The sequence below is a fragment of the Arthrobacter cryoconiti genome, from assembly GCF_020905375.1.
GTDB classification, from domain to species: domain Bacteria; phylum Actinomycetota; class Actinomycetes; order Actinomycetales; family Micrococcaceae; genus Specibacter; species Specibacter cryoconiti.
Map to the genome: position 1 here is coordinate 111355 of NZ_JAJJBU010000027.1, position 12419 is coordinate 123773.

Here is a 12419-nt window from a genome sequence, read left to right on the forward strand (position 1 = left end):
CTTCAGTCCACTCTAAAAAGTGCCAGCTCGTCCGGCGACCGCGGGTCCCAGCCATGGCCCGGTCTCAAGTTCATCGTTGGGACTTGGTCATATGCGCAGCTGGCCGCTTCAGGACGACTGCGCCGAGGATGTAAAGCACGACTCCAGTGGTGACGAAGACGTCGGCGAGGTTGAAGGTGGGGAACCATCCAGTATGCAGATAGTCAACAACACCGTGCCCATCGAGACGATCGATGAAATTACCGGCGGCCCCGCCGAGCAGAAGCGCCGCGCCCGCGCGGGAGAGCGTGGTCATCGCCGGGGCCGAGAAGACGGCGTACCAGGTCAGTGCGGCGATGATCAGACCCGTTGCCGCGATGACGACCCAGACGGGAAGGTCCGCACCGAGGCTGAACGCGACACCAGTGTTGTAGAGCAGCCTGATATCCAACAATCCCAGGTCGGTCGTCACGCCTCCGGAGAGCACCGCTTCGGCCAGTACCTTGATGGCCAGATCGACGGCGGCCAGAATGGCCGCCGCTACGATCAGCATGATCCGGGCCCTGCGGACGGCCCGGGCGGGTGCCACTGGCTGCGCCGTGGTTTCGGCGCTCATGCTGCCGGTTCCAGGGCTGGCGCGAGCTGGGCCGGCTTGAGTGCGGCTGTGCGGCTGAGCCGGCCCGCCCGGACACCGTTGGCGATCACAACGATTTCAGCCAGTTCATGGATCAGGACCACGGCGGCCAAGCCGAGCAACCCAAACAGTGCCAGGGGGATCAGCACGGCGATCAGCAACAGAGACAGCCCCACGTTCTGGAGCATGATGGCCCGGGTCCTACGCGCGTGATCCAGGACCTGGGGCAAGTGATTCAGGTCCTCGCCCATCAGGGCAATGTCCGCGGTTTCAATCGCGACGTCGGTGCCCATGGCGCCCATCGCGATGCCCGTGTCTGCCGTCGCCAGGGCGGGTGCGTCGTTGACGCCATCGCCGACCATGGCCGTGGGCTGCCGGGATTGGAGAGTTCGGATGATCTCCGCCTTATCCTCGGGGCGCAGATCGGCATGGACTTCGGTGATGCCCGCTTCCTTGCCCAAGGCTGTCGCGGTGATGACATTGTCCCCGGTGAGCATGGCCGTCGTGTACCCGGACGCTGTCAGCCTAGCGATGACCTCGGCGGCTTCAGGGCGCAGCTCATCCCGGACCGCGATGGCACCGATGACCTCTCCGCCGTCCTCGATGAGTACGGCGGTTGCCCCTGCGTGCTGCATCCGCTCGATGTCCGGGGCCAGATCACCGGCATCGATCCAGCCGGGGCGACCGAGCCGGACACACCGGCCGTCAAGCAGCCCCTCCAGGCCGGCACCGGGGACCGTGTCCACATCGATGACCGATGCCCGATCGGTGGTCGAGGCGAGGATGGCGCGGGCCAGCGGGTGTTCACTGCGGGCTTCCAGCCCCGCCGCGAGGGCCAGCACCTGGGTCCGGGTTGCGGAACCGGTGCCCACGACCTCGATCACGGAGGGCTTGTTTCGGGTCAGGGTTCCGGTCTTGTCCAAGGCGATGGTGCGGATCCGGCCCAAGGCTTCCAGCGCCCCGCCGCCCTTAATGAGCACCCCGAGCCGGCTGGCCGCACCCACCGAGGCCACCACGGTCACGGGCACGGAAATGGCCAATGCGCATGGCGAGGCAGCGACCAGCACGACGAGGGCTCGTTCAAACCACAGCATGGGCTCCCCGACGATGAAGCCGAAGACGATGATCAGGGCCGCGGCGATCAGGATGCCGGGAACGAGTTTTTTGGCGATGTTGTCGGCCAAGCGCTGCCCCGGGCCCTTGCGGGACTGTTCGGCCTCGACGATGTGCACGATCCTAGCCAGCGAGTTGTTCTCCGCGGTGCTGGTAACTTCCACTTCCAGTGGCCCGGTGCCGTTGATGGAACCCGCGTAGACCTCGGAACCGGGACCGACCTCGACGGGGACGGATTCCCCGGTCAGCGCCGAGGTATCCAACGAGGTGCGTCCAATGATCACCCGTCCATCGGTGGCGAGCCGTTCCCCGGGCCGGACAATCAACCGCTCCCCGGGGACAAGGGTAGAGGGTGACACCGTGGTTTCGATTCCATTGCGCAAGACCCTGGCCTCGGCCGGCACCAGATCCAGCAAGGCCCGCAGGCCGCGCCGGGTTTTCGCCAGCGAATACTCCTCAAGCCCTTCGGAAATCGCGTACAGGAACGCGAGCGTGGCAGCTTCCTCGAACTGGCCCAGGGCGACGGCGCCGACGGCGGCGATCGTCATCAGCGTCCCGACGCCGATCCTGCCCTTGACCAGACGCCTGAGGGTAGAGGGAACGAACGTCCAGGCAGCAACCAACAGCGCCCCGACTTCCAGCGGAAGCGTCAGCATCCGGGGCCCTCCGGCCATCGATGCAATCCAGGCAGCCAGCAGCAGTACACCGGCCACGGCGGCCGCACGGACTTCGGTCACCTGCCAGAACCCGAGGGCTCCCTCCGCTTCCTCGGATGCACCCGTTTCGGGTTTGTCATCGCTGCAACCGCAGGCGTCGCTCATCGTGCATTCTCCATTATCCGTACAGCGCCGGTGCTGCCGGTACCATAGTTCGGGCACAGGCTGACCGCATTGCCGGTGGCGGCAAGCAGGACCTCGGCCTGGGCGAGCACGTCCATCAACTCCGGACGGGACAGCGAGTAGTACACGCTACGTCCCTGGGAGCGGCCCTCGACCAAGCCGCAGTCACGCAAGCAGGCCACGTGCATCGAGACCGTGGACTGGGCCAATCCCAACTCGCCGGTGAGGTCACCGACCCGCACCTCGCCACCGGCCATCCGCTTGATGATCTTCAGGCGAATGGGGTCGCTAAGGGAACGGAATAAAGCGGCCGCAGGGTCCAATCCACATGCGTTCGCGGGAGGGCTTTCATTGATCAGCATTTCCTGATGATATCTCAATAATCTGATCATTGATTCAAACAGTTCGGTTGCGGCCCGGCCGTGGTGTCCGACCGAAGAGTTCGTGAAGCCATTTGCGGGGGGTTTCGGGTACTCAGTGTCGGCTATTTCAGAAAATTGGGTCTCCATCTCGGTGCCGTAAAATATGAGGATGAAGCCAGCGGCTGGTACGGATTACCCAGGTTCGTATGCGGCGTTTCGTGCCTGGTTCGATGAAGATGTGAAGTGCCTCGACTACCTGGACTGGTTGCGCTGGCTAGCGGGCTTCATCTGCCCGTGGTGCGGCTGCCGGCGGGGCTGGCGGGCTCCCGATCGGCGCTGGCGTTGCGCGGGATGTGATCAGCGGGTCTCGGCTTTGGCCGGCACAATCTTCCACGGCACGCGGACACCCCTGACCGTGTGGTTCTCGGCGGCCTGGCATATGACCAGCAGCAAGACAGGCATCTCTGCGCTGCAGTTGCAACGCGAGTTGGGGCTTGGTTCCTACCAGACTGCCTGGACAATGCTGCATCGTTACCGCACGGTGATGGTCCGACCGGACCGGGACCGTCTCAGTGGCGACGTGGAGGTAGACGAGTCGTTCCTGGGCGGGCCGGAGCCCGTGGTCCCGGGACGTGGCGCGCTCGGAAAGGTGCTATTCGCGGCCGCTGTCGAGTTGAACGAAAACGGGTTTGGTCGTGTCCGACTGGGTGTGCTCGAGAACGCGAGTGCCGATAACCTGCGGGATTTTCTCGTCAAGAACGTCGAGCCTGGATCGCGAATCATCACCGATGGCTGGCCATCTTATCCGCCGGCAACCAAGGACCTGTACCTGCATACTGGCACCTCGGTAGCGGCCTCCGGCCTTGAAGCGCACGACGTGCTTCCCGCCGTGCACCTGGTGTTCTCGTTGGTGAAGCGTTGGGTGATGGGGACATTACAGGGCTCGGTCAGACAGGAGCATTTGCAGGCCTACTTCGACGAATGGGTTTTCCGCTTCAACCGGCGGCACTCACGAAGCCGGGGCCTGCTGTTCTACCGGCTCATGCAGCAGGCCGTGGACGGCGACACAGTCAGCTACAAGGACCTACGCAAGGCCGGGCGCACCAGACCAGCGCCGGACCCGCCGACCACGAAACATTGCTTGACGCCGAGCCTCGACCTTGGCGACGTGGGACTCCCGTGGCGCCAAACGAACCGCGAATAGCTGGTATTTCCACGGCACCGAGATGGAGACCCATCTTCAGAAAATTGCAGTCACTGGCGATGCCGATAGGCCATCCCAGAAACGACCGCTCTTGCTACGCATGGATGCGCACTCCAGAAAATTGCCCAGTGAAACCGATTCGAGAATGTTCGTTCAGAGTGGCGGTCCTTTGCTGCGGCCGGGGCCACCAAGCCGCCCGGCGAAGCCGTGATTAAGACACCAACAAAGTCACAGGCAGGGTCAACAGATGTTTCTTCCCGCTAAGGCGCCAGTCTAACGAGGCAGCTTTGAAGCCAACCCTGCCTTCGAAGGGATGCGCTGGGCAGTAGGCACCCACCACTAGCACCTGACCGGAATTTCTGGCCGTGACGCCTGCAAATACCGGGGTTGGATGTTGATCAGAGGTACCTGCAGACTTGCTCAGCGGAGCAGGAGTCCGGTTCCGGCTCACTCGCCTTTTCGTGGAGCTGGGAAATGGTTTCCCTGAGGACCAGGAGCTCGGTGATCTGGGCATCGAGTTCCCGGAGGCGTTCGCCCAGCAGGCCTTTGACGTGCGAGCACGGCACCTGGCCGTGCTCGCGGATCTTCAGAATCTGCCCGATCTGGGCGAGGGTCAGTCCGGCGGCTTGGCCGCGGTGAATGAACCCGACCCGACCCACGGCATCCTCTGCGTAGTTCCGATAACCGGAGGCCAGGCGCTCGGCCGGAAGGAGCAGCCCCGAATCCTCGTAGAACCGCAGGGTCTTGGTCGTGGTCCCGGCGGCTTCCGCAAGCTGTCCGATTCTCATGTTCGCGGATTCCCCTGTCAATCGTCACCACACTTGACCTTCCACTGTACTGGAAGGTTCATAATGGCGCATAGGAACTTTTGAACCACAGGGAATGAGGCAGCTGGGATGACAAACGAACGGTTCGATTTGGCGATTGTCGGTTCCGGGGGCGGGGCGTTCGCGGCCGCGATCCGGGCCGTTGGACTGGGCAAGCGGGTCGTGATGGTCGAGCGCGGCACCGTGGGCGGGACCTGCGTGAACACCGGGTGTGTGCCGTCGAAGGCGCTCCTGGCCGCCGCGGAGGCCCGCCACGTGGCGTTGGACTCGTCCCGTTTCTCCGGGCTATTCGCCTCGGCGGGCCCTGTGGACATGCATGCCCTAATCGAGGGCAAGGCCGCGCTGGTGGAAAGCATGCGAACGGAGAAGTACATCGATCTGGCCGCTGACTACGGGTGGGCCATGGTCGAGGGGGACGCGTCGTTCACCGGGACCCAGGACACACCGCTGCTCCGGGTCACGTCCCCGGATGGTGCGGTGCGAACGATCGAGGCCGGGCACTACCTCATGGCCACCGGCTCCACCCCCTATGTGCCCCCCGTTCCCGGACTGGCCGAGACCGGCTACCTGACCTCGACGACGGCCATGGAACTGGACGAAGTGCCGGAATCTTTGCTGGTCCTTGGCGGCGGCTATGTCGCCCTGGAGCAGGCACAGCTGTTCTCCCGCCTCGGCTCCCGCGTGACGATGCTCGTCCGCTCCCGGCTCACCTCGCACGAGGAACCGGAGGTATCCAAGGCATTAACCGGGGTGTTCGCGGAGGAGGGGATCCGGGTGGTCCGGCGGGCCACCGTGGATGCCGTGAGCCGCGATGAGGACACCGGCGGACTTATCGCCTCCGCATCCGTGGCCGGAGGCCGGGAAGTGTTCCGTGCCTCCCGGCTGCTGGTGGCCCTGGGGCGCCGGCCCGTCACCGAGAGGCTGAACCTCGACGCCGTCGGGGTGAAGACCGGCACGTCCGGTGAGATCGTGGTCGATTCCCGCCTGGCCAGCTCGAACCCCAGGATCTGGGCTGCAGGGGATGTCACCGGCCACCGTGAGTTCGTCTACGTCGCCGCGGCCCACGGCACCCTGGCAGTGGAAAACGCGTTCACCGACGCCGTAGCTGAGGTCGACTACCGGCATCTGCCGCGGGTGACCTTCACCAGCCCGGCTGTCGGTGCCGTCGGGATGACCGAGAAGGACGCGGTCGCTGCCGGTATCCGCTGCGACTGCAGGGTCCTGCCCCTGCAGTACGTCCCCAGGGCCCTGATCAACCGCGACACCCGCGGCTTCATCAAGGTCGTTGCGGACCGTGACACCGGCCGGATCCTGGGCCTGACCGCCGTGGCCAAGGACGCCGGGGAAATCGCCGCCGCGGGCGTCTACATACTCGAGGCCGGGATGACCACCGGGCAGGTCGCCGGCATGTGGAGCCCCTACCTGACCATGGCCGAGGGCATCCGGATCACTTGCAAGGCCTTCACCACCGATGTCTCCAAACTCTCCTGTTGTGCCTGAGATAGACCCCGTAGTTGAAGGCGGCGCTTGCGCGTTTCCAAAGAAACATCGCGTTGGCGTCGGATATCTTGTTCTCTCACAACCTGCCCCTCGTCGCCGTGGCGGCTTCCTCGAATCCCAAGAGGATTTGACTACAGGGATGTGGTGAGCCCGACGATGAAGACGTCGAAGGCGATCCGCAGTCTCGGGCCCCAGGAAAACCGGACACAAGCACGTGGGCACTGGTCAAGAATGAACGCCAGGGAAGCCATCGAAAGGCCCCTAACACCGACCATGACGACGCTCGGTCAAACCTGCCGCCGAATATTTCACTTTTTCACAAGTCACCCGGAATAGCTCATGAAGCCACTTGCGCGCGGCCCCGGGTACTCAATGCCGGCTACTTCAGAAAATTGCAGTCACTGGCGATGCCGATAGACCATCTCATAAACGACCGATTTTGGAACTGCGGCACAATAGACGAAAAGCGGCAGAGACAGTCAAGGCCAGTTACTGGGCATCTCCATCCAACGTGGCATGCGTGTGCCCTCGTTACTAGTTGTTGGTTACGCTGATTTCTTCGACCAAGGCTTCGACGCGGACCCTGATGTCGTCGCGGACCAGGCGCATCCGTTCCATGCCTTCGATGCCCCGGGTGGAGGGTTCATCGGTGTCCCAATTGCGGGTCTCAATCCCGGGAACCGGATCAACCACAGCCTCGCTACCGAGGGCGACGATCAAGCTGACATTGGCGAGCATCTCGGCCGTGATGGCTTTGGGATGCTCATTGCTGATGTCGATCCCGAGCTCGGCCAGGGATTCTACGGGCTGGGCGTTCAGCGCCGGCCCGGGTTTGGTGCCGGCGGTGTAAACGGTGGCGGCATCCCCGCTGAGGTGGCGCATGAGTCCGCCGGCCATCTGGGATTTCCCGCCGTTTTTCACGCATACGAACAAGACGCCTGGTTTGCTGGTCATCGTCGGTGGTTTTTCTTTCAGCCGTGGCAGTGGAAGTAACGTTACACGTCCGGGGAGGGGATACCCAGGACTGGGACGGTTTGGGTGGTGAGGAGGCGGTGCATGAGGGATCCGGAGACGAGTTCATCGACTTTCGCCATGAAGCCCGTGCGCCGGGCCCCGAGGACTATGGTGGCTGCCCCGATGGCTTCGGCCAGACGACCCAGCGCCAGGGCCGGGTCACCGGCAATGATCCGCAAGGACCAATCCACTCCGTAACCGGCCTCCGCGGCAGCCAGCGACTCTTTGAGCTGCGCGCCGGCGATGGCGGCGTCATCGTCCGGTGCCAGGACCGGGTCCAGGGAAGTTGGCAGGACATTGTTCCCTGGCGTCCATTCGATCAGGTAGCTGGCCGGGTCCACGAATGCGGCAAGGAGCGGCACGGACCGGCTCTGAGCCAGGTCCAGTGCCCGGTCCCACACGGCAGGGTATTGGCCGGGGATGACCCCGACAATGACCGGTGACCCACTAAACCCTGCCCTGGCTGCTCGCTCGTGTTACGCCGACTTGACGCCAAACACCGCGGCTTAACCGAACGGCATTGCCATTAGTGCTGGCTGGACCGCCTATGGACCGGCTTGCGGGACACTCCGAAATGCCTATCCGGACGGACCCCTTGCGGGTGCTTGCGAGGATAGGACGGCGGGCGATCGCTGCCTGTTGCCCAGCTCGGAGCAACCGATCACCCCTGCGTAAGCGCCGCCATTACCCGCGTTTGCGCACTGTCTCGATCCACACCCGCAGCGACCAGCGCCCGATCCAGGCGGTCGCTATGGACACTGAGCACCCCGAACAATAGGTGCTTGATCCCGACGTGATCGGAATGAAGCTCCCGCGCGGTGCGCTGCGCCGCCTTGAGGGCCTCCAGAGACTTGCGGGTGAACGGCAACTCTTCTGAGGTGTCTAGCGGACCAGGGGCGGCGAAACTCATTATCACATCACGCACTTCATCCGGCCAGACGCCCAGCGCCGTCTGCACCATGTTCGGATAAGCATGCAAAAGACCCAATAGTAGATGCTCGGGACCGATGTACGAGTCATGCATCATTGCCCTTGACTCTTCCTGAGCCAGGACCACCACCCGCCGGGCACCGTCGGTGTAGTTCCCAGAAAACTTCGAACCGGTCATGCCCCAAAGCGTAGTCTTCACGGCGCGCCGACACCACGGGCGCGCCTCCCCGGAGGAGGATGTCCTGACCCGGCCGCTAATCGAGCTGCGGCCGTGCCAGGCGTTCCCGCTGACGGTTCCCCTTACAGGACGTGCAAACAAACACTTGCCGGCCAACGTTGGTGACATGAAATCCGGACTGGTGACACGTTGGTGACACGAAACCCGGAATAGTGACACGTAGCTCCGGAACCTACATGGATGAAGACCCCCGCAGCGGTGGATGAGACTCCGGTTTTCGTCCAAAATAACCCCACAAATGACCGAAAATGCCTCTGTCCCACCTTTGACGCCTTCAAAGGTGGGACAGAGGGCACCCCTCTGACCTGCGCGAACAGTTTTCTGTCCCCAGGCAGTTTTTAAAGGTGGGACAGTGACAATATGGCGCTGACCTGCACAAACGTCTACAATTTTGATGTTTGACCCACCCGTCCCACCTTTGCAAGAACACATGCTCTTTAGGCGTGCGCGTGCGCGTATGCGCGCGTGCGTGCGCGAGGCCCATTCTGTCAAGCCCAGATAAGCAGGAAGTTTTTTGATCCTGTCTGTCCGGTTTCATCATCCGCGTTCACCTCTTGTTGGTAGAGCACTGATGGAACACCGAATGGAGGGAAGCCTGAATGTTTGCGACACGCCCCGCAAATGAACTTAGGTTGAATCACGAGAAGGCTATGTTTGACCCATGGCTGATTCACGTAAACCCCGAGGCGTTCACTACGACGTCGAGCGCGAAGCCGTCCCCGTACGTCTCCCCTTGGAACACAAGGCTCACTTCAAGAAGCTTGCAGCTTCTGAAGGCATCTCACTTTCGAACTGGGTTACAGAGAAGCTCGCTACTGCGACTGGCCTGCCCGTTCCCGACTACATCACCAAGGAGCGCGAGCGAAAGTCAGCTTAAAACCAAAGCAGCCGCCCTGGTAAGGCGGCTGCTTGAAAATGTTTCGGCTCAGATCAGTTGTTTGGCGACGGCGATCTGGCCAGTCGGTCTTCAGTTTTGGAAAGGATCCAACTATGTGGAGGGACCCTCTGCTGCTATGAGTATAGCTAAGTTGAATCAAGTTGGGCCAGTTAACTCGGCCTGCGTGTCTATCGGCTTTCGTGGCGGTGTTGCTGCGTGACCTCGATGATGCCTGAGTCATCCCCTCGTTCATCCCTGGACCGCGTGATCCGAGCTCTGGAGGACCGTGGGTTCCCCACGAAACGGTCAGATCGTTTCATGACCCTGTGTCCGTGCCATTCTGACCGTTCTCCCTCGATGCATGTCACCTGGGAAGACGGCAAGGTGATGCTGTTTTGCTTCAGCTGCAGCCAGTCCGGGACCGCCACCTATGAGGATCTGTGCCAGGGGATTGGCCTTGAACCCACCGATCTCTTCGATGCGCCTCTTCCCCCGCGTAGTGAGCGCCCGAATGCCTCGGTGACCCGTAAGCCGGTGACCCGTAAGACCCCGCTGCCTAAGGTCATTCCTTTGACAGAGGCGGCGCCCAAGTCGGATCCTCGACACCGTTTTGAGGAGACCCAGGCTTACGAATATTTCGATGCCCAGGGGACCTTGGTGCAGCGGGTTGTCCGTGAAGAGTGCAAGATCAAGACGCACCCCGCCAAGCGCTTCAAGCAGCAATTCGTGGACCCCAAAAATGGTGCCCTGGTCAATCAGAAGCCTGAGGGATTCACTCCTGTCCTGTACAACCTCCCCACGGTTCTGGAGGCCGTACAGGCCGGCAAGACCATCTACCTGGTGGAAGGGGAAAAAGACGCCGAGACCGCAAGGGACCACGGCCTGACCGCCACCACTAATTCCCAGGGCGCCGGCAGCTTCCCGGAAGAGATGGCCATGTGGCTTCTGGGGTACGCCGAAAACGGTGACCCTCTGCGGACTCGGGTCCGAATCGTTGCAGATCTGGATCTTGCCGGCTATCGACGTGCCGCCAACCTTTACCAGGTATTGACCAAAATTGGCGTCAAGCCCACCATCGTCCTGCCCGCCACCGCCGATGAGAAGTCTGACTTCACCGATCACTTCGCTGGCGGCTTTGGCGTCGGTGATTTCAAGGTCACCAGCTTGCAGCGCGTTCAGCTGATGGCCCAGGTGGAGGAAATCAAGCAAGCCCTCACTCACGTCAATGACGCCTGTAAGCAGGGCGCTGCCCGCCATGCGGCCGCCCAGGAAACCGCAACGGAAGAGTCTCAGGAAGACAACGCTAAGGCTGCCGAATCCTGGGCCAAGGAAGCTTCCCGCCGTCTCAACAAGATCCGTGAGCTCGCCGCAGTTTCATCCGAGGTCTCCAAGGATGATGAGGACCTGGTGAAGGCGATCGAGGAGGTTCGTGATGATGCTTTTGCCCTGGTCAACAAGACCCACCAGGATCTTGGCCTGAAACTGCCGGCGGCAGTTTTGGATCAGCGCGGGGGAGAGGTTATCCCGCTTGCCAAGCCCGGGACCAAAGTGGCCGGCCCTGGCGAGTACGTCAACGATCCTGCCCCGCACATCCCCAACAACTCCGTCACCTATGCCGTCCGTCGGGGCGAGACCGTAAAGGTCACCGAGTCATTTTCCGATGACGGCGTCAAGTACCGCTATGACTCCGTGATGAACTGCTGGGCCCATGTGGTGGATCAGTTCGTTGAAAACGATGGTCTGGACTCCGAGTTCTCCCGTCCGTCCCTCGGGATGCGGGTGAAGTTTTTCCGGTGGCGCCGCGATGAAAACGGCCGCCCCATCCGCCTCAGCGATGGCTCCTTCGAAGTTGAAGAGGAAACTGTCACCTGGACAGCGGAGACCATCCAAAAAGGCAAGTGGTATGAGGAAATCCCTTGGTACGGTGCTGCTGCACTAACGTCCACCAGCCGCCGCGGCAAGGACGCCGCCTTTGACGGCATCCTCAAAGCCGTCCATGGGCCGGCCACCAAGACCCCCAAATACACGTCCACCGGCTGGCGTGAAACCCCACAGGGGCGCATCTTTATCCATGCCGGCGGCGCCATCAGCGCAGCCGGCTCGGTAGAGGCCGATGTGGTCCTTCCCGACGCCATGGCCGTCTATAAGATGCCCGAGCCCGTTACAGACGCTTCCACGCTGCGCCAGGCGTGGCTTGATGGCGTCCTGCCTCTGCTGTCCGGCCTGCCTGCCCGCATCGTTTACCCCATGCTGGGCTTCGTCTTTGAGTCAGTCTTCTCTGACCGCATGAAAGTCACGCTGCACTTCCAGGGCGGGCGTTCCTCCTACAAAACGGCCTGCGCCAACATCGGCATGCAATTCTTCGCCCCTGGGATCCACTTCGACAACAAGCGAGAAGTGGTCTCCGGCGCCAACTCCGGCGGTACCGCCCTCGGCATCCTGCGCACCGCGGCGCTGTGCTCCAACATGCCCGTCCTAGTTGACGACTTTGCCCCGGATGGGGATCCCAAGCGGGCCCAGAAGAAGCTCGGCGATGTCGCTCGCATCAACTACAACGGCTCACTCCGTGCTGTCGGAACCGTCGGCGGCGGGGTCAAGAATGACCGCCCCCTCAACACCGGCCTCATCACCACCGGAGAACTTGGCCCCGATGATTCCGCCGAGACCAGGCTTCTCACGCTCCTGCTCTCACCAGGTGACATCACCAATGCCCAGGACCTCTTCCCCAAGCTCGAACACACCAATGCCCGACGTAGCCGGGCGCTCCTAGGTTCCTCGCTCATCCAATACCTCGCCGGATCCCTTGATGAGGAAATCGCTGAACGTGATTACTGGCGTGACCACCGTGGAGCCCCCGGAAACCCCTATGACTTCTGGGTAGAGCAGATCCGCACACTTCCCC

At 62.4% G+C, this 12419-nt stretch carries 10 protein-coding genes and 1 pseudogene; 4 read left to right on the forward strand and 7 right to left on the reverse strand.

Translation table 11 applies throughout. The annotated features are described in order from the left end of the window. Positions 1-70: 70 nt before the first annotated feature. The 3 genes from lspA to LOH53_RS13915 are packed head-to-tail and all read right to left on the reverse strand — an operon-like array spanning position 71 to position 2927. Positions 71-595, reverse strand: coding sequence for a signal peptidase II (gene lspA / locus LOH53_RS13905; RefSeq protein ID WP_230068353.1), 525 nt, complete (start codon positions 593-595; stop codon positions 71-73). After that, positions 592-2547, reverse strand: a complete 1956-nt coding sequence (locus LOH53_RS13910; RefSeq protein ID WP_230068354.1) for a heavy metal translocating P-type ATPase — start codon at positions 2545-2547, stop codon at positions 592-594. The genes lspA and LOH53_RS13910 overlap by 4 nt, the downstream gene beginning before the upstream one ends. Next, positions 2544-2927 (reverse strand): ArsR/SmtB family transcription factor, encoded by a 384-nt coding sequence (locus LOH53_RS13915; RefSeq protein ID WP_230068363.1) that lies wholly within the window; start codon positions 2925-2927, stop codon positions 2544-2546. Before LOH53_RS13915 ends, LOH53_RS13910 begins: the two co-directional genes overlap by 4 nt. A gap of 169 nt (positions 2928-3096) precedes the next feature. On the opposite strand from LOH53_RS13915, the gene LOH53_RS13920 reads away from it, so the two are divergent. Beyond that, complete coding sequence (locus tag LOH53_RS13920) at positions 3097-4131, forward strand: IS1595 family transposase (protein WP_376992059.1); 1035 nt, start codon at positions 3097-3099, stop codon at positions 4129-4131. A 398-nt stretch (positions 4132-4529) separates the two neighbouring features. Here the strand turns inward: LOH53_RS13920 and LOH53_RS13925 are convergent, their stop codons facing one another. Further along, entirely contained in the window at positions 4530-4919 is a 390-nt protein-coding gene (locus tag LOH53_RS13925) for a heavy metal-responsive transcriptional regulator (RefSeq protein WP_230068355.1), read from the reverse strand. Between the two features lie 108 nt (positions 4920-5027). Between LOH53_RS13925 and merA the strand changes: the two genes are divergently transcribed. Then, on the forward strand, positions 5028-6458 hold the full coding sequence (merA, locus tag LOH53_RS13930) for a mercury(II) reductase (RefSeq protein WP_230068356.1): 1431 nt from the start codon (positions 5028-5030) through the stop codon (positions 6456-6458). A gap of 534 nt (positions 6459-6992) precedes the next feature. On the opposite strand, the gene LOH53_RS13935 is transcribed toward merA, so the two are convergent. From LOH53_RS13935 to LOH53_RS13945, 3 genes are all read right to left on the reverse strand, one after another. Then, a complete protein-coding gene (locus LOH53_RS13935; RefSeq protein ID WP_230068357.1) occupies positions 6993-7412 on the reverse strand; it encodes an arsenate-mycothiol transferase ArsC in 420 nt (139 codons plus the stop codon). Between the two features lie 41 nt (positions 7413-7453). Then, positions 7454-7873: a universal stress protein gene (locus LOH53_RS13940; RefSeq protein WP_326832791.1), complete on the reverse strand. Its 420-nt coding sequence runs from the start codon at positions 7871-7873 to the stop codon at positions 7454-7456. Between the two features lie 260 nt (positions 7874-8133). Continuing rightward, entirely contained in the window at positions 8134-8580 is a 447-nt protein-coding gene (locus tag LOH53_RS13945; RefSeq protein ID WP_230068359.1) for a Clp protease N-terminal domain-containing protein, read from the reverse strand. A 721-nt stretch (positions 8581-9301) separates the two neighbouring features. Here LOH53_RS13945 and LOH53_RS13950 point away from each other — a divergent pair. Continuing rightward, entirely contained in the window at positions 9302-9517 is a 216-nt protein-coding gene (locus LOH53_RS13950; RefSeq protein WP_230068360.1) for a hypothetical protein, read from the forward strand. 318 nt (positions 9518-9835) lie between these two features. Further along, positions 9836-12419, forward strand: a pseudogene (locus LOH53_RS13955) (hypothetical protein); the annotation flags it as partial.

Coding starts and splice junctions, on each gene's coding strand:
- LOH53_RS13920 (WP_376992059.1), top strand. CDS start 3,097: ATGAAGCCAGCGGCTGGTACGGATTACCCAGGTTCGTATGCGGCGTTT.
- lspA (WP_230068353.1), bottom strand. CDS start 595: ATGAGCGCCGAAACCACGGCGCAGCCAGTGGCACCCGCCCGGGCCGTC.
- LOH53_RS13915 (WP_230068363.1), bottom strand. CDS start 2,927: ATGCTGATCAATGAAAGCCCTCCCGCGAACGCATGTGGATTGGACCCT.
- LOH53_RS13950 (WP_230068360.1), top strand. CDS start 9,302: ATGGCTGATTCACGTAAACCCCGAGGCGTTCACTACGACGTCGAGCGC.
- LOH53_RS13910 (WP_230068354.1), bottom strand. CDS start 2,547: ATGAGCGACGCCTGCGGTTGCAGCGATGACAAACCCGAAACGGGTGCA.
- LOH53_RS13945 (WP_230068359.1), bottom strand. CDS start 8,580: ATGACCGGTTCGAAGTTTTCTGGGAACTACACCGACGGTGCCCGGCGG.
- LOH53_RS13935 (WP_230068357.1), bottom strand. CDS start 7,412: ATGACCAGCAAACCAGGCGTCTTGTTCGTATGCGTGAAAAACGGCGGG.
- merA (WP_230068356.1), top strand. CDS start 5,028: ATGACAAACGAACGGTTCGATTTGGCGATTGTCGGTTCCGGGGGCGGG.
- LOH53_RS13925 (WP_230068355.1), bottom strand. CDS start 4,919: ATGAGAATCGGACAGCTTGCGGAAGCCGCCGGGACCACGACCAAGACC.